The sequence below is a fragment of the Microvirga yunnanensis genome, assembly GCF_025460875.1.
The window spans coordinates 1-15,710 of sequence record NZ_JAMXFI010000187.1; the positions used below are offsets into that span (position 1 = coordinate 1).

The window sequence follows — 15,710 nt, forward strand, 5'->3', positions numbered from 1 at the left end:
GGGTCAGGCGAACTATTCCGCCGCCAAGGCGGGCGTGATCGGTTTCGCCAAGGCGCTCGCGCAGGAGAACGCCAACAAGGGCGTCACGGTCAACGTGATCGCGCCGGGCTATATCGCCACCGAGATGATGAAGGCGGTCCCCGAAGAGGTGCTCAAGTCCAAGATCCTGCCGCTCATCCCGGTCGGCCGTCTCGGCGAGGCGGAGGAAATCGCCCGCGGCGTGCTGTTCTTGGCCGGCGATAATGCGAGATTCATCACTGGCTCGACATTGTCGGTGAACGGCGGACATTATATGGTCTAGAACAAAGTAATAATCCTGCTGCGGGTAAACATTCATGCTGCGGTAAACACGCCTCGTGCAAATACCGGCTTGAGTGATGTTAGCATAGCCGGTTACCAGAGAACTTCGGTAAATGTCACCTAATCGCTCTGCGAGCCATCAGCTTGCGTCTGGCTAAACGTGACGAACTCTCTTTCCCTATCCGTCGTCACACGCAAAAACGTCGTGAGCTGGAGCGGCCAGAGGCACCTTTTGGAAGGCTAATACCTGATGAGCAACGCCCGCGATTTTCAGCTTGCGCCCTCCCTGGCTCGTCTGATTGAAAAGGAGCGAGGAGGCTACCACATCCGGCAGGGCTACTTTCCGGATCGCCCGGACCGGGACATTTATGTCCAAGTCGAGGGGGAGGCGGGTCGGCTCATCCTGGTTACCAGCCATCCAACCGGGCGTATCGAGGAGGCCACGGACATTTCCTGCGCTCAAGCCGAAACTCTATTGGAGTTGGCCGCTGGACGAGTGGAGTACTTGAGCATCAGCCTGAATATCGGCCTGGAAACGGTCGCTCTCCGCCGCTTCGTCAAGCCAGGACCACTGGATTTGATTACTGTAACGGCAGAGCCAAGCAAGCCGACGCATATGTTTCAGCCGTTGGCCTGGTTTGGTCCTGAAGTCACGGGGGACTCTGCTTACCAGACCCGCTCCATAGCTTTATCCGGGCTACCCTCAGCACTGGAGGTTGAGATCACAGATGCGGCACTCAACAGTCTGCTCGATATCCTCAGTAGTCACCTCGGAGTATTCCAGTCGCAGGAAGCGGCTCCTCAGCTGTCTGCCACCTACAAATCAGCTGAGGCTAAGATTGGGGAAGATGAGCAGGGCCGGGAGGCTCTTGTAATCAGAGATAGCATCATCCGGGATCTCGCCCGTTCCTTTTCCCTTCCCCCGTACTGAAACGTCCAACAAGCGCTCACTTTAAGCGCTCACTTTTGGCTTTGGTGTAATTTTACGCTATTGGAGCTGCCCGGCCTAGTGGACACCTAAATCCCGACACTACGATTGCACCGTCCGGATATGGGCTCATAATCGCCTAATCTGACCCAAGAGGCTGCCATGACGGGTGTGGCCGTCGAGCAGGTACTCGAATTCTGGTGCGTAGAATTGCATCGGGTCGAACCTCACCTCAAATCTCTGTTTGCCCATCCCAGCATCGCAGCTTCCGCGGCGGCCCTCCTCGATGGCCTGCTCAAAAATGCCACGGTGCTTTATGCCTCTCGTCGGATGGTCCGGGCAAATCCCTTTTCTCGATGGCCCTCCCGATGCCATCGATGCCATCAATCGCATCTCCGCTGATCGCCGAAGTCCCGCGGAATCATCAGTCCTTACCTGCGTGCTGCGACCTTTGAAAGCGTCGATCTCCTGGCGGTTTCTACGTCCCCGAGGATGGTTCCAGAACGCCAGGCGCACGCCGGATCGCACCATTGAGGGGCTGTGTTGCGCCAGCCGCAATAGCGCCGAAGGCCCGCGATTCCGCAACGACGACATGCCGAAAGGGACTCAAAGAGTGACGCAACGTTGCAACCCGCTATGAGAAGACCACCCGATCCTTCATGGGCGTGCTCTGTCTCTCCGCCACTCTCGACTGGATCAAGCGCTAACAGGCCATAATAGTTCAAACGATCTGCTTCAGCAAAGCTCGCCAACAGAAGCTAGGGGGCATGAGAGAGTAGGAGTCGCCTAACGAGCTTTCCTCAGGCTACTTTCGCAAATCGGATGACGCTCTTACCAATGTTCTGGTTTTTCAGCATGGCAGGTGAGGGAGGAGCGATCTGGTCAGATCCATGATACCCAGTGGCCTCATGAGGACTTAGTCGCAAACTTGGCGCCGAGACGAGAAAGAGGAGAATTTGACCCGCTCATGCGGCGAGACGATCGAATTGCTCCGCAGAGGCGAAATAGGAATTGTAGGCGTACTCGCCTGTCCTTTGCGCATCAAGTGGACTATCTCGAACCCACCCAGGCTATGCTAAGAACGGCCCATGAGCGAGGAGTGGAGATCGAGGTCCGTGAGGGAGGTGATCGTCCAGAACGTGTGGCACGGCAGGTGTGGTAAGGGGGCGGACTTTGGCCAGCACCATGCATCTGAAGCTCCTGTTCGGCCAGTCAGCGCCGGAGAAGATGCTGCCGCCGGAGTTTCTCGCCCGCATCTGGCGTTGGAAATCAGGACCGGGCACCTTCCGCATGAATGTGACGCTCTCTGAACTGCCGGGCTTTATTGCGGTGGCATATGGCTAAGTGCTGCTGGAACAAGGCCCCTGCGGGCGAGGGGGGGCGGTTCGGTCGAGCAGTGCCGAGAGAAACGGGGCAGTGCATATCCGCGGCGCCTTCTTCGCGCAATAGCCATACTGGGGTGAGGCTCTTGTCGATTCGCATTCATGATCGAACTTGCGGACGCTGACAGGTCTACGACATAGCTGAGGCTGCAATGCAGAAATGTCTATGTCAGATGAGACTGCCAAACCATTTCCACGCCGTCTTTCCGCGCGTAACGAAACTAGAATCGTCGACCGAATGGGTTCCGCCAGCTGGAGCTCCCTCTAGCGCGAATATGCTTAGCATGGCTGACGGCGGGTCTCAAGGAACCCTCCATGTATTTGCATTTCGTGTGTGACTTACGTCCTCCACAGTCTCACACAAAATGCACAAATCGGCGTCCGAGTTGTGAAGTGCAAGTCGACAGCTTCCGCAACTCGCGGGGGCTTAAACCCGGCAGCCTCTCCACTTCGCCAACTGAAAAATTGTGCGGACAATCTGACCTACCTCGGTGCTTCTCGTTCGGCACCAGCGACCGAGGTAGACCACGGTCGGTATCTCGGGTGACGAAGCGACCTCGGTTCGCAGACGCTATACACAGAAGCGCCTGCTGCAGGCGAACCGTTCGTCACAATCGAACAGCACGGCGTGGACGAACGGTCATGCTCGGGTCGGGGCGTGGCAATGAGGGCCGACATCAAGCTCCTCAATGAGGTGGCGAGCCAGCCCCAGTGAAGGTAACATCGCGTCATGCATCAAGCGCTGGCGGCGCTCCTCCAATGCAACCGCAGGTGGACCCTCCAACTGGAGCCTAAAAGGAGATTACGAGCAATGTGCCTGCATAGGGCAGAGGCTATGGCAAGAGGCCTCTACACGATTCGGGAGGTATGGGGCTAGGATTGAGAGCCTGACCAGCTGAAAGGGAGATTCCGCGCGGAGCCTAGGGCTGCGGTTGCCGTACTTGATCAGCATGACAGGAAGGATCACGCCCTCAGTTCAGCTCGACCGCTCGCGCCGGACGGCCCTCGGTTCAATCGAATCCGCTCCGCCGCTTCCACGCAGCCGCAACATGCTCAAAGGGCAGATTTCGAAGCGTCGGCGAGGGCCTCCTTCGCGTCCAATTGCATTGGATTCATGGATGAGTGCTATCCAAACAATGGATTTTACCAGTACCGCTGCTGCAGCTAAAAGGAACTTGAATTTGAGCGGAGGCGAGTCCTGCAGGATCCGATGCCACCAACCCGGCCGGCCTCGTGGTTGATCGAAGACGAGATTGTCGTGGCAGGCACGCAGAAGCTGAACTTGACGCGGCAAGAGGAGGTGCAGCAGTCTTTCTCGCCAATAAAACCACTTGCGGTTGTAGTGGCGGCAGCGAAGGGAGGTAGTATTCTAGCAAATGACGCTGTGCCTGCCGGCTTCACCTGCCCGAACCTGACGATGAAGGCCAACATGATCGGGGGGTGATTTAGACGTGGCGTTGAGAAGCTTCTCTTCCTCGCATCGATTTGCATCTATCCGAAATTCACTTCGGGGGGGCGCAAAAAATTCGAATATGCGTCTCTTAAGTTTTAGCTGTATGCCGCAGTAGTCGGGCGGGTCAGCATACGTTTCTGCCAGATTAGCTCATCAGGGAGTTGGCACGCGCTATTCAACGGTGCCAGGTGTGTACAAGCGCGCGCTCAAACAGTCCGCTGGGGTGATGATCGGGCGGCTGTTGCCCTGATCCAACTCAGACCAAGAAAGTGGCATGCGAATGGTGAGGCTCCTCGAGTGAAGGTCTGGCTCTCCGCACGGGCGGTCGGATGTCAGCAGTTCCGATACAGGTGTGAGATCAACGATCCCATAGATCATTCTTGAGCGGCGGCGCTTCGGACGCAGAATCTTCGCGTGTACGAGTGGGCAAGTGATCGAAAGTAACCGTCAAGACGAGACGCATGCGAGCGCTCGAGAGACGAACTGCTGATTTCAGCTGGGGAGCGCCCGTTTGACCTCTGCTTTTTAGGAGATGTCATGTTGAACCGCCTTATGAACGGACGGCCAGGTATGGTCCTTGATCTATGTCTCTTGATCTCTGCCGGTTCATCTACGCTCACGGCGATCTATCTCTGCTCTCAATTGCCATAAGCAGGCCTGTAGCATGGCAGCATTTCGTCACATACAGCCAGATAGGGTGGAACGGAGATACGAGATCAAGCCCAAGGCGCGGGCCCGGTTCAGGTTCGCCCTCGATGGCAGGCTGTCCGATGCCGATGGATGGAGACGTCAATGATGCAGTTCCGATTGTCTTCTCGAGGGCACCCGCGCACGAAGGGCTGCGATACCGGCTCTTTCAAACTCAGCATTCTTCGCGCCTATGTTCAGCTCACCGCCGTGCTGGATCGGGCCAGCGGCGCGAAAACGGCCACGTTGGTGCGGTTTGGATTGGTCGAGGTGGGGCTAAGCGAACTGACTCAGGTAGAAGACGCGGTGACTCGGTTCCCACCATACTGGCTGGAGGTTTACTGCCATGCCACCGGTATAACTCTCGACAGCTACGGCTACTTCACCCTCGATAAGCCCGTGCTGGCTGCTGCTGCCGACCTCATCTGCGCGGCCGAGCGGATCGCTGCGCCCGTGGCTGGGGCTCATTGCTTCGCTGCGGCAACACTCATGGAGCCCCAAGGCAGCGCAGGGGTGCGACCGTGAGCATGTCGGGCAGAATTTGTCTCCAGTCTTGTGAATCGCAGGCCAGCGGCCTGCACCGGTCTCCCTGTCAGCCCCGCTGGCAGCGGAGGAGGTGGCCTCCGTCTCGGTCACCTTATCTCCCTCTTACAGGGAGATGTCCTCTGAGACGGCCCTCCCAACCTTGGGCTCGCTCGGCATCGCCGCGGCGAGCCCCTTTTGGGTTGCAGAGGACGGGCACGCCTCGCGAGTGCGACACCAGGGACAGACTGCTCACGGATAATGTTGGGACCGTGAGCTTCCTGGGCAACCTCCTTCGGAACCGGATCGACTCGCCGTGTCTGCAGCATGGGGTACACCCCGCGCGATGGCCGCAGCCTAGAAGGTCAACTTCGGTTACCGCGTAGCTCGCCAAACCGCTGTGCACGACCAGATGAGCTGGGTCGATTGCGTCGGAGCATGTCGACCTCCGATCACGCCCTAGCGACATCTCCGATCAGCATCAGCGTATGACTGCCAAGATGCCGACGCTCAAGGTCATAGGATTCTGCCATGTCACTTTCCTCTCGTTGTTCAAGTCATCGGACCAATCACCTACTGTCAACGCTGCTATCGGACGATTTCGCCTTTCTTGAGCCACACCTTCAACTGGTCGACCTGCACCGGGGCACGGTGATCTATGATGTTGGCGACCGCATGCCCTTCATCTACTTTCCTCACGAGGCGATTGTCTCGCTCGTGACTGTTCTGGCCGATGGCAAAACCATCGAGATGGCGAAGCTAGGGGGAGAGGCCATGTTTGGCCTCGCCAGTGCCCTCATTACGCGCCGTTCGCTAGGGCGCTATGTCGTGCAGAGCACCGGCAGGGCCTCGCGCGTTGACACCGAAGTCCTGTATCGGGGGTTTGTGGCGCGCCCGACGCTCCGTGACCACGTCCTTCGGTTTGCGGAGGACTTGCTGGCGCAGACGCTGCACTCCATGGCTTGCAATGCTCTGCACAGTGTGGAGGCGCGTTGCTGCCGTTGGATCCTCACGATGCAGGATCGCACGAGCCAGGACGTCTTGCCACTCACTCATGAACACCTGTCGCGCATGATGGGTGTGCAGCGCTCAACCATCAGCGCGGCCATGCACGCCCTCCAGGCCGCTGGTGCGATCCGCCAGGGACGCGGGGTCGTCACGGTCATTGACCGGCGCGGCCTCGAACAGACTGTATGCGGATGTTATGAGATCATCCGTCAGCAGTCAAAGCAGGCGCAGTGCCCTGAAGTGCGAATCTAATCACGCGAGAGCAAGAGGGGCTCCATGGTGACAAGCATCATCGTGAGGGCTATGAACACCCTCGCACCGAAACTCCGCTTCATTTTGCAGCGCAAGGCCATTCGAGCGTCCATCGTTCACCTCCTGCACGAGCAATCACGATGCGGAGCACGCCCCCGTTCTCTTTGAGGACGGTACCAGCGTCGTTCCGTTCGCTGCCCTGGCCCGGTTGTACACCCTGTGCGCGGCGCGCACGCGCTGCCCGCATTTGGGACTGCTGGTCGGCCGGCGGGCCGCCACTCGGACCGTGGATCTGGACACCCCTGTCCGAATGATGAATGAGGCTGGTTCGCCGCAGAGGCTGCCGCTCGTGGAGAGCCTGCTCGAGAGCATCAAGCACGAACTCGGCCCGGGCCGAGCGTGACACGCGCCAGCCCACGATCTTGCGAGCGAAGGCGTCGATCACGAAGGCCACATAGACGAAGCCCGACCAGGTCGCCCCATAGGTGAAATCGCTCACCCACAAGGCGTTCGGCCGCGGTGCCGTGAACTGCCGGTTGACCCGGTCACGCGGGCATGGGGCTGCGGCATCACTGACGGTGGTTCTGATGCTTTTGCCGCGCACCACGCCTTTGAGGCCCATCTGCCGCATCAGCTGGGCGACCGTGCAGCGCGCAACCGCAATCCCCTCGCGCTGCATCTGGCGCCAGACCTTGCGCACCCCATAGACCCCGAAGTTTGCTGCAAAGACCTGACGGATCTCCTGGCTGAGTGCGGCGTCCCGGCGCTCTCGGGCCGGTCGGCGCTCAGGATCGGCCTTGCGGGCAGCGTGCTCGTAGTAGGTCGACGGGGCGATCGGCAGCACACGGCAGATCGGCTCGACCCCATAGTCCTCACGATGCTCGTCGATGAACGCCGTCATGGCTTGAAGCGGCGGTCGAGCTCCGCCTGGGCACAAGACGCGCTGGCCTTGCGCAGGATCTCGTTAGCCTGGCGCAGTTCGCGCACCTCACGCTCGAGCGCCTTGATCTTCTCCTGCTCCTGGCTCGTCGGCCCGGGCGAAGGCCCTGGTCGCGCTCGGCCTGGCGCACCCAGTGGCGCAGCGTCTCACGCGAGCAGCCGATCTTGGCCGCAATCGACAGGATCGCCTCATACTGGGAGGCGTACTCGTCGCGGTGCTCGAAAACCATCCGGACCGCCCGCTCGCGGACCTCTGGTGAATAGGGGGGTGTTCGCTTTGTCATGGCTCCATCCTGTCAGGAGTTGGAGCCTCCGGGAATCCCGGCGCGGTTCACAGCGTGGCGTCCGTCTTAGGGAAGAGCCACCGGCCGGTGTCCGGATGGCGCGCCACGACAATGGTTCCATTGTGGATGCGGCGGTGGATCCAGTGCGGCGAGACAGCGAGTTCACGCGCGAGTTGCGCCACCGTCCAGCAGCCTGGAACCGTGCGCGGGCACGACAGCCACGGCGCGCGCAGAACTCGATGGCGCAAGCGGATCACCTTGACGGCATGCGCCGCCAGCGGCGCGCATCGAGCGGACCGAACCCCTCCGTTACCAACAGGGCCGCGATGGCGTCATCGTCCATGCCAGCGCGGCTCAGGGCGACGATCCTGGCCTCCATCTCGGCGCCGCGGCTCGGCGATGAGACCGCGTGGACGGCAATGTCGATGGCCAATTCCGTCGTCTCGCCGCCGCGCCAGACAATCCGAACGGCGACACGGTCGCGCCGTTGACGGCACAGCACCACCTTGTCGATCAGGCAGCGCAACAGCGCCTTCCGGTGGGTCCAGGTCACACCCGGCTGCTGCCAGTGATCCGGCATGTGTGGGGCAAGCGCCAGGAACGCCGCTCGCTCCTCGGAGGTCAAAGCGGACGGCTCAACCACCGCATGCCGGCGTCGGGACAGGGCGTCTTCGGCTTGCCGCAGATCGCGCAAGGCCAGTTCCCAGCGCCGCTCCAGCTCAGCGGCGATCAGGCGGTGATTGGTATCGACCCGATTGAACTGGCGCTGGGCCAGAGCAGCCTGATAGCGCAGCCGCTCAACCTGCTGGGCCTCGGCCCGGTCAAGGGCCGCCGTCGCCTGCTGCCGGGCCGTCTCCGTCTGCTCCCAGGCCTCCAACTCGGCCGGCGCCACCGCCTCGAAGAACGCGGCGACCACCCGCGCATCGATCGGATCCGCCGGCAGGTGCTGGCAGACCGGGGCATTCTGGCTGCGGTGCAGGGCGTTGCAGATGTAGCGGGTGCCGCCCTTGTACTGGACCCGGAGCTTATGACCACACGCCCCGCACCATACCATCCCTTGCAGGAGAGCCGGCCCGTTGCGCGGGGCGCCGCGGGTCGCCTTGCGGGTGTATTCGGCATAGTTGTCGTGCAGCATGGCCTGGATCCGCTCGAACCCGTGCAAGTCAATGTAGGCCGGATAGCGATCCTTCACCACGATTGTCCACTCGGCCATCGGCACCGCCGTCGTCTGACAGCGCCCGCCCGGAGGTCTGCTGGTGCGCGTGCGCCCATAGACGAAAGCCCCTGCGTAAGCCGGATTGGTAAAGATCGCATACAGGGCGTTGGCGGTCGGCACGCGCCAGCTCACCTCATCCGGAACGGTTCGCCGTGCAGGCTGAGCCCCCGGGCCTGAAAGACCCGCACGAGCTTGGTAATGGATCCGCATTCCAGAAAGGTGGCGAACACCAGAGCAATCCGGCTCTGCACTTCGAGATCGGGATCCTTGGTCACTGTGCCGCTGGCATCGCGCGTCAAGCCTGTCGGGAGCAGCAAGGCCAACTCGCCGCGCTGGGCCTTGCTCAACAGGCCTGCCGTGAGACGGCCGCGCAACGTGTGTAATTCGACTTCCGAGATCGTTCCCTTGAGGCCCAGCAGCAGGCGCCCATTGGGCGAGCCCGGGTCATAGATCCCGTCCCGATCGGCGATGAGACAGCCGCGATAGCCGCACAGATCCAACAGCGGATACCAGTCGGAGCAGTTGCGGGCCAGCCGGGTGACATTGTAGGAGAGCACGAGGCCGACTTCGCCCAAGGTCACCCGGGCGATCAGGTCCTTGAAGCCGACGCGGTGATCGGCCGACGCGCCGCTCAGGCCGAGATCCCGGTCGATGATGTCAATGTCGCTGTCGCTCCAGCCGAGAGCGCCGGCGCGCTGGCGCAGCGCATACTGCAAGTGCAGACTTTCCTGATGGGTCAGCACCTGCTGCGGACTGGACTGGCGGATGTAGATCACTGCTCTGCGGCTGAGATGCCGCGGGGTGACGAGTTCGGACGTCATGGCTCATCTCCGACAAGAGGGCGACGAGGTCATTGAGGATGCCGCGGCGGCAGTCGGCACAGAGGCTGGGCCAGACGCGATGGGGCTCGACGGGCATGGCGATTCACCCTCGGTTACGAGGCGAATCAGATCGCGGATTGCCTCGCGGGTGAGTTTGGTCACCGGTTGACGGCCCGACGGTGGGCTCAGGTCTGTGGCCGCGATAGGAATCCGCAAGACGGCGTCGCCATAGGCGACACGCACATGGCTCCCGATGCACAGGGACCGCGGGACCGAGACCAAGACAAAGCGGCGTCCGTACAGCGGGTGGCCAGGATCTGTGGCCGTGACGTCCTGCGAGTCGGCAGGGCTGTCTGAAGACGGTCGCAGGGTATCAAGATATGGGCTCGAACAGACGCTCGCCATCGGCAAGAAGAACCCCGAACAGCGAGCACAATTCCAGCAGCTGATGCCAGTCGCGGTTGTTGCGCGCCAGCCGTGAGGCGTCGAGGCTCATGACCAGGCCGGCATGGCCGAGACTGATCTCGGTGATCAGCTTCTGGAAGCCCTGGCGTTCGGTCGTGCCGGCGCCGGATTTGCCCAGATCCTCGTCGATGACCTGGATACGCTCGCGGGGCCAGCCCAGATCAGCGGCACGATCAACCAGGCGGTACTGCAGTTCGGTGCTCTCCTGGTGATGCTTGATCTGGGTCACCGTGGACTGGCGCACGTAGATATAGGCCAGCTTGGCGCGGCGGGCCGCGGTCAGCCGCTCGTCAGAAGGGTTCGTGACGCTCAGCATCGGTCGTCTCCCTGATCGGCGGCAGCGGATGCATCCGTCGCACAAGCTCGGCCAGAAGCTGAGCCATCTGCGTTTGCGTCTCGGTCGGGAGGTTCGGCCACGGCCGGATCGGTGGTGCCGAGAGCGGTGCAGGTGCAGCCTGGTCGGAGAAGCGGGCTTCCGGTTCAAGGGACAGCGTTGGGCCATGGTGGATCACCCTCTGTTCAGATGCGGTGATCATGGTGGCCAAATGCTGCGCCAGTGGGAGCAGGGTGCGAATGCTGACCCGCAGGGTCTCATCCGCCGTGCCTGGATGCTCGCCGTCGCCGGCCGCAGCCAAATCGGTGATGGAGCGGCGAATGGAGCGCCGACGGCCATCGGGCAGGGCAATGACGACAAACGAGGCTCCGCGCGGGGAGTGCATGGGCACGGGGTCGAAGTGCTGTCCGCTCAGCGCGTGTCGAGGATCGATGATCGTCACATGAGAAACGAGCCGATCAAGGATCGAGGCATTCTGTAGTGTTCGGGGATCCCACTCTTGGAGATGCCATTTTGGATCGTCTTGTCCACAACGCCCACCGCCTTCAACTCACCGGAGAAAGCATGAGAAAGCAGAACGCCAGAGCCGTCCTCTTGACGGCAGCCAAAACTCCTGACTCCATCACCACGTCGGCCGACGCGACCGCTCACCATCGCGTGAAACGGCTGCTCACGATCCGCGAGATGCGCACAAAAGGCTGACCGGACAGACAGAAAAACGCCTCAACGACTGAAGCAACTCCATAATCCAAAGAGCCTGTATGAAAGCCGAACATTCACAGTTTACCCCTGACTTTACGCAGGAGTTCCGCCATCAGCTTCGCGAGCTGTTTGTCTGGCGCCGGGATGTTCGTCACTTCCGGTCAACTCCGGTCTCGCCAGACGTGCTCACGTATCTGCTTGAACTGGCTCATCTCGCACCTTCGGTGGGCCTGAGCCAGCCTTGGCGCTTCGTTCTCGTTGAGGATCCGCAGCGGCGGGCCGCCATCGTCCAGAATTTCGAGGTTTGCAACGCGCAGGCCTTGATGAATGAACCTGTGGAGCGGGCTCAGACTTATGCCAGACTCAAGCTGGCCGGGTTGCGGGAGGCGCCGGTTCATCTGGCCGTATTTTCCGAGGGCACCACGCTGCGAGGTCATGGCCTGGGCCAGCGCACCATGCCGGAGACTTTACAGTATTCGGTAGTGATGGCCAGCCATACCCTATGGCTGGCGGCGCGAGCCGAAGGGATTGGAGTCGGGTGGGTATCCATCCTGGATCCTGCCACCGTTGCCACGATTGTGGAGGTACCTTCGCACTGGACGTTAATCGGTTACCTGTGTCTAGGTTATCCTGCTCACACCGATGACACGCCGGAACTCGAACGCCAAAGCTGGGAGGCACGGACAACGATGCAGCTTCTACGGCGCTGAGTCTGGTTGACGTCTTTACGGGGAATGAACATCATCTGCGCTTGGGTAATGGGGAGATGTTAGGCAAGCGCCGGTTGAAAAGGGGGGCGAGACATCGTTGGGCTCTTGCTCAATCCCCCGATCATGCGCTGTTGCCGTGTGGTGACGAGAAGTCTCAGATCTAGGCGCTCGCCCGCAGCGAGGTTCTGTTGCCGATGCGCCAGGCAAGCCGAGCAGCGCACGCATGACGGCGGCATGGGGCCACTTCGCTTTTTGAGGCCCTTGACGTGAAGGCCGGCACTACGATCGGCAAGTGCATGGCGCGCCACTGGGGTAGCGAGTTCCGCCAACTTCCGGACGAGGTTGAGAAGAACAGGCCGACTATGCCGCAACGATATATTCTTTTCGGATGTTTGATTTGGCTCCCTCGGTTCCTGGCCGACTGGGAAAATGCCCGAATGCCGTAAAGTTTCTTACATAGGCCATTAGCAGCGGCTGGAGGGGCCTCGCCGGAGATAAATAATCGTGCCATGCCTTCGGCGTCTGGCCCGACTAGCGCCGGAGGGCGCGAGTGAAGGCGCTCGCCCCGGAACAACCCGGCGTCGACGCGATCTCTCCAAGCGGCACCTCGGTCTCCTCCAGCAAACGTTGGGCAATTTCAAACCGGATTTCATTGGCGATCATCTGGTGCCCCTGCCCCTCAATCAGGGACAGAGGGCGCGGCGGTGCATGGCCAGCCGGTCGGCCATGTCCTCTGCCGAGCAGCGGTTGCTGTTCAGCTGGGTGCACAGCAGCCGACGGACGCTGTCCGAGAATTGCGCTGACAAGCGTGCTCCCCAACCGGCGGCTCCCGGCCGCTCTGCACGAGTAGAGTATGAGTACCAACGGCAGGGCACAGCCAACCTGTTCCTGTGCTTTGAGCCGCTGGCGGGCTGGCGCCATGTGGAGGTGACGGCACATCGGACGACCAAGGATTTTGCCGAGCAGGTTGATCCTCCCTCGCGTTGGTGGACACCTCTGCTAAGCTCCTGCGGGAGTTGGAAGGTGTTTGATGACGAAGACGAGACGGGACTTTACCCCGAGTTCAAACGAGAGACTGTTGCACTTTTGGAGAGCAGCGGTCGACCTCTCATGCAGATCGCAACGGAGCTGGGGATTTCTCCCTCCATGCTGCGCAACTGGCGGGCGGTTGTGAATGGTGGTCCACCTCGATCCAGGGCTGGTAGCAAAACCCCATCGCCCAGCGCCTCTCCCATGGCCTCTCCGGCCGATCAGGCGGCAGAGATCGCGCGGCTCCGGCGTGAGCTCGATCGCACGCGCATGGAGCGCGATGTGTTAAAAAAAGCCATCGGCATCTTCGCGGAGATGCCCAAATGAGGTTTCGTTTCATCGAGCAACATGCCTGCGCCTATCCGGTGCGGCTCATGTGCCGCGTGCTCCAGGTCTCGCCCAGCGGCTATTACGCATGGAGATCCCGGCCGGAGAGCCAAAGAGTCCGCGCCAACCGCGGCCTGCTGCAAGAGGTGCATCGGCTCCATGATCAGCATCAGGGTCGCTATGGCAGCCCGAGGATGCATGCCGCCTTGCGAGCTCAGGGCCATCGGGTCAGCCGCGGCCGGGTCGAGCGGCTGATGCGCCGGCATGGCATTCGTGCCCTGGCGCGCCGGCGCTTCCGGCCGACCACGACCGACAGTCGTCATCAGCTGCCGATTGCGCCCAACCTGCTCCTGCAGAAGTTCACTGTCTTTGAGCCGAACCGGGTCTGGCTGGCCGACATCACCTACATTCCCACGGGCGAGGGCTGGCTGTATCTCGCCGCGGTGCTGGATTTGGCAACCCGGAAGGTGGTGGGGTATTGGGCGACATGTAAAACTAGATCCCTGACGACATGAAGAACTGGACCCCTCGCGCCTACTTTTGAGAGGACGAGATGAGGTCACAGGAATGTCAGACTTCTCCCGGGGCGGAGGTCCCGCGGGGAGAGGCGATGCGAACGCCGGATGACGTGGCGGCGATGCTGCGGTTGAAGGCCCTGGGTTGGGGCATCAAGCGGATCGCCCGCGAACTGGGGTGCAGTCCCATGACCGTTCGTCGCTATTTGGCCGAAGGCGGCTACCGGGTCTACCGGCGTCCCGTCCGGCGCCGCACGCTGACTGGGCTCGAGGACTGGCTGGCCGAGCGCTTCCACCGCCATGCCGGCAATGCCGATGTGGTGCGCCAGGAGCTTGTGGCCGAGAAGGGGATTGACGTCAGCCTACGCACGGTGGAGCGGGCCGTCGTCGGTCTGCGGCGTGAGCTGGCGGCACAGGCGCGCGCCACGGTCCGTTTCGAGACCCCGCCCGGGCACCAGTTGCAGATCGACTTCGGCGAGCGGCGCGTCCTGATTGCCGGGATCTCCACCAAGGTGTTTCTGTTCGTGGCCACTCTGGGCTATTCGCGCCGCCTGCATGTCCGTGCCTTCTGCAACGAGCGCCAGGAGAGCTGGTTCGAGGGCCTGGAGAGCAGCTTCCGGCACTTTGGCGGGGTGACCACTGAGGTCCTGTTCGACAATGACCGTGGCCTGGTCCAGCACCATGACGTTCAAACGCGGGAAGTGGAGTTCAACGCCCGCCTGCGCGCCTTTGCCCGGCATTGGGGCTTCCGGCCGCAAGCCTGCTTTCCCTACCGGGCCCGGACCAAGGGCAAGGACGAACGCGGCGTTGGCTATGTGAAGAAGAACGCGGTCGCCGGACGTGCCTTTGAGAGTTTCGCTGCTCTGGAGGCTCATCTCGAGCAGTGGGTGCGCGAGGTAGCTGATCAGCGGGTGCACGGCACCACCGGGGAGGTGCCGGCCGAGCGCTTTGCCCGCCAGGAAGCCCAAGCCCTCAAGCCGCTGGATGGGATTCCATCCTTCCAGATTCTGCGGGAGGTCACGCGCAAGGTCCATGCCGACTGCGCCATTGAGATCGACGGCAATGCCTACTCAGTGCCATGGCGGCTGATTGGAGCGACCGTCCGGGTGGTGATCTCGGACGGGACCGTGCGCATCTGGCATGCCGGCCAGGAGGTGGCGGTGCATGCCCGGCAAGCGGGACGTCGGCAGCGTCTGGTCGATCCGGCGCACTTTGAGGGGGTTGCCGGCTTCGGCGGCAAGGTGGTCCGTGCCGAGCCTGCCGCGGGGATGTTGCTGCGGCCCCTGGCCGAATACGAAGCCGTAGCCGGGGGAGGCTTCTGATGGAGGTTTCGCACGACCATCTAATGGCGATGCTCACCCGGCTCAAGCTGACGGCCATCCGCGACCAGCTCGACAGCCTGGTGGATGAGGCCGCGCGGCGGGAGTTGACGATCCGGGAAGCCCTGGGACTGTTCTGCGAACGGGAGATCGCGCGCAAGGACGAGCGGCGGATCGAGATGAGCATTGGCCTGGCACGCTTTCCCTATGTGCGCGACCTGGCAGGATTCGACTTCGCGGCCCAGCCGTCGATCGACAAGGGCCAGATCAGGGAACTGGCCCTGGGCCGGTTCATTGCCAATGGCGAAGCCGTTCTGCTCTTGGGACCACCCGGGGTCGGCAAGACGCACCTTGCCGTGGCCCTCGGCCGGGAGGCGATCGTGGCCGGCTTATAGCGCGACGATCTGGATTGAGAGCGCGGCGATCAGGATCGGGCGATTGGCTGTCGCGGCGGAATGATGATTGTCGCCCCGCGACAGAGATGCAAGCGCTTTCTTGATTGTCGCTGCGAGCGTCA

General features: G+C 61.7%; 14 protein-coding genes, 5 pseudogenes and 1 other annotated feature. Of the genes and pseudogenes, 12 read left to right on the forward strand and 7 right to left on the reverse strand.

Features of this window, described 5'->3' with window-relative positions; genetic code table 11:
* The 7 genes and pseudogenes from NF876_RS41750 to NF876_RS41775 all read left to right on the forward strand — a co-directional run.
* On the forward strand, window positions 1–301 hold a 301-nt coding region (locus tag NF876_RS41750), incomplete at its 5' end, for an SDR family oxidoreductase (RefSeq protein WP_262273575.1).
* A gap of 249 nt (window positions 302–550) precedes the next feature.
* On the forward strand, window positions 551–1,231 hold the full coding sequence (locus NF876_RS41755; protein ID WP_114948962.1) for a CYTH domain-containing protein: 681 nt from the start codon (window positions 551–553) through the stop codon (window positions 1,229–1,231).
* Between the two features lie 614 nt (window positions 1,232–1,845).
* Window positions 1,846–1,935 (forward strand): annotated as a pseudogene (locus NF876_RS43800) (IS5-like element ISMex42 family transposase); the annotation flags it as partial.
* A gap of 466 nt (window positions 1,936–2,401) precedes the next feature.
* Complete coding sequence (locus NF876_RS41760) at window positions 2,402–2,572, forward strand: hypothetical protein (RefSeq protein ID WP_162820870.1); 171 nt, start codon at window positions 2,402–2,404, stop codon at window positions 2,570–2,572.
* Window positions 2,573–3,868: 1,296 nt separating this feature from the next.
* Window positions 3,869–4,054 (forward strand): hypothetical protein, encoded by a 186-nt coding sequence (locus tag NF876_RS41765; protein ID WP_210805761.1) that lies wholly within the window; start codon window positions 3,869–3,871, stop codon window positions 4,052–4,054.
* Between the two features lie 801 nt (window positions 4,055–4,855).
* On the forward strand, window positions 4,856–5,275 hold the full coding sequence (locus tag NF876_RS41770) for a hypothetical protein (RefSeq protein ID WP_210805758.1): 420 nt from the start codon (window positions 4,856–4,858) through the stop codon (window positions 5,273–5,275).
* Between the two features lie 528 nt (window positions 5,276–5,803).
* On the forward strand, window positions 5,804–6,532 hold the full coding sequence (locus NF876_RS41775) for a Crp/Fnr family transcriptional regulator (RefSeq protein WP_210805756.1): 729 nt from the start codon (window positions 5,804–5,806) through the stop codon (window positions 6,530–6,532).
* A gap of 79 nt (window positions 6,533–6,611) precedes the next feature.
* On the opposite strand, the pseudogene NF876_RS41780 reads toward NF876_RS41775, so the two are convergent.
* From NF876_RS41780 to NF876_RS41805, 6 genes and pseudogenes are all read right to left on the reverse strand, one after another.
* Window positions 6,612–7,755, reverse strand: a pseudogene (locus NF876_RS41780) (IS3 family transposase).
* Window positions 7,359–7,475 (reverse strand) — a sequence feature (AL1L pseudoknot). It overlaps the preceding pseudogene by 117 nt.
* A 47-nt stretch (window positions 7,756–7,802) precedes the next feature.
* Complete coding sequence (locus tag NF876_RS41785) at window positions 7,803–8,003, reverse strand: helix-turn-helix domain-containing protein (protein WP_162820871.1); 201 nt, start codon at window positions 8,001–8,003, stop codon at window positions 7,803–7,805.
* Between the two features lie 5 nt (window positions 8,004–8,008).
* Complete coding sequence (locus NF876_RS41790) at window positions 8,009–9,091, reverse strand: recombinase zinc beta ribbon domain-containing protein (RefSeq protein ID WP_262273576.1); 1,083 nt, start codon at window positions 9,089–9,091, stop codon at window positions 8,009–8,011.
* An 8-nt stretch (window positions 9,092–9,099) separates the two neighbouring features.
* Window positions 9,100–9,792, reverse strand: coding sequence for a recombinase family protein (locus tag NF876_RS41795; RefSeq protein WP_210805752.1), 693 nt, complete (start codon window positions 9,790–9,792; stop codon window positions 9,100–9,102).
* A 373-nt stretch (window positions 9,793–10,165) separates the two neighbouring features.
* Complete coding sequence (locus NF876_RS41800) at window positions 10,166–10,573, reverse strand: recombinase family protein (RefSeq protein WP_210805750.1); 408 nt, start codon at window positions 10,571–10,573, stop codon at window positions 10,166–10,168.
* Window positions 10,548–10,976, reverse strand: coding sequence for a hypothetical protein (locus tag NF876_RS41805; RefSeq protein WP_210805748.1), 429 nt, complete (start codon window positions 10,974–10,976; stop codon window positions 10,548–10,550). Before NF876_RS41805 ends, NF876_RS41800 begins: the two co-directional genes overlap by 26 nt.
* Window positions 10,977–11,071: 95 nt before the next feature.
* On the opposite strand from NF876_RS41805, the pseudogene NF876_RS41810 reads away from it, so the two are divergent.
* Together NF876_RS41810 and bluB are read left to right on the forward strand one after the other, a co-directional pair.
* A pseudogene (locus NF876_RS41810) lies at window positions 11,072–11,293 on the forward strand (ATP-binding protein); the annotation flags it as partial.
* Window positions 11,294–11,352: 59 nt separating this feature from the next.
* Window positions 11,353–12,003 (forward strand): 5,6-dimethylbenzimidazole synthase, encoded by a 651-nt coding sequence (bluB, locus tag NF876_RS41815; RefSeq protein WP_210805746.1) that lies wholly within the window; start codon window positions 11,353–11,355, stop codon window positions 12,001–12,003.
* A gap of 531 nt (window positions 12,004–12,534) precedes the next feature.
* Here bluB and NF876_RS41820 read toward each other — a convergent pair.
* The gene (locus NF876_RS41820; protein WP_262266221.1) at window positions 12,535–12,666 is read right to left on the reverse strand and encodes a hypothetical protein; all 132 of its coding nucleotides are present in this window, start codon (window positions 12,664–12,666) and stop codon (window positions 12,535–12,537) included.
* 367 nt (window positions 12,667–13,033) lie between these two features.
* Between NF876_RS41820 and NF876_RS41830 the strand changes: the two are divergent.
* The 3 genes and pseudogenes from NF876_RS41830 to NF876_RS41840 form a co-directional block, all read left to right on the forward strand.
* Window positions 13,034–13,838, forward strand: a pseudogene (locus tag NF876_RS41830) (IS3 family transposase); the annotation flags it as partial.
* 131 nt (window positions 13,839–13,969) lie between these two features.
* Complete coding sequence (gene istA / locus NF876_RS41835) at window positions 13,970–15,196, forward strand: IS21 family transposase (protein WP_210805019.1); 1,227 nt, start codon at window positions 13,970–13,972, stop codon at window positions 15,194–15,196.
* Window positions 15,196–15,582, forward strand: a pseudogene (locus NF876_RS41840) (ATP-binding protein); the annotation flags it as partial. The gene istA and the pseudogene NF876_RS41840, both read left to right, overlap by 1 nt.
* Window positions 15,583–15,710: the final 128 nt, after the last annotated feature.

Bases quoted from the DNA above. Each gene is read 5' to 3' on its own strand.
- NF876_RS41755 (WP_114948962.1), top strand. From the start codon at position 551: ATGAGCAACGCCCGCGATTTTCAGCTTGCGCCCTCCCTGGCTCGTCTG.
- bluB (WP_210805746.1), top strand. From the start codon at position 11,353: ATGAAAGCCGAACATTCACAGTTTACCCCTGACTTTACGCAGGAGTTC.
- NF876_RS41805 (WP_210805748.1), bottom strand. From the start codon at position 10,976: ATGCACTCCCCGCGCGGAGCCTCGTTTGTCGTCATTGCCCTGCCCGAT.
- NF876_RS41770 (WP_210805758.1), top strand. From the start codon at position 4,856: ATGATGCAGTTCCGATTGTCTTCTCGAGGGCACCCGCGCACGAAGGGC.
- NF876_RS41820 (WP_262266221.1), bottom strand. From the start codon at position 12,666: ATGATCGCCAATGAAATCCGGTTTGAAATTGCCCAACGTTTGCTGGAG.
- NF876_RS41800 (WP_210805750.1), bottom strand. From the start codon at position 10,573: ATGCTGAGCGTCACGAACCCTTCTGACGAGCGGCTGACCGCGGCCCGC.
- NF876_RS41775 (WP_210805756.1), top strand. From the start codon at position 5,804: ATGTCACTTTCCTCTCGTTGTTCAAGTCATCGGACCAATCACCTACTG.
- istA (WP_210805019.1), top strand. From the start codon at position 13,970: ATGCGAACGCCGGATGACGTGGCGGCGATGCTGCGGTTGAAGGCCCTG.
- NF876_RS41795 (WP_210805752.1), bottom strand. From the start codon at position 9,792: ATGACGTCCGAACTCGTCACCCCGCGGCATCTCAGCCGCAGAGCAGTG.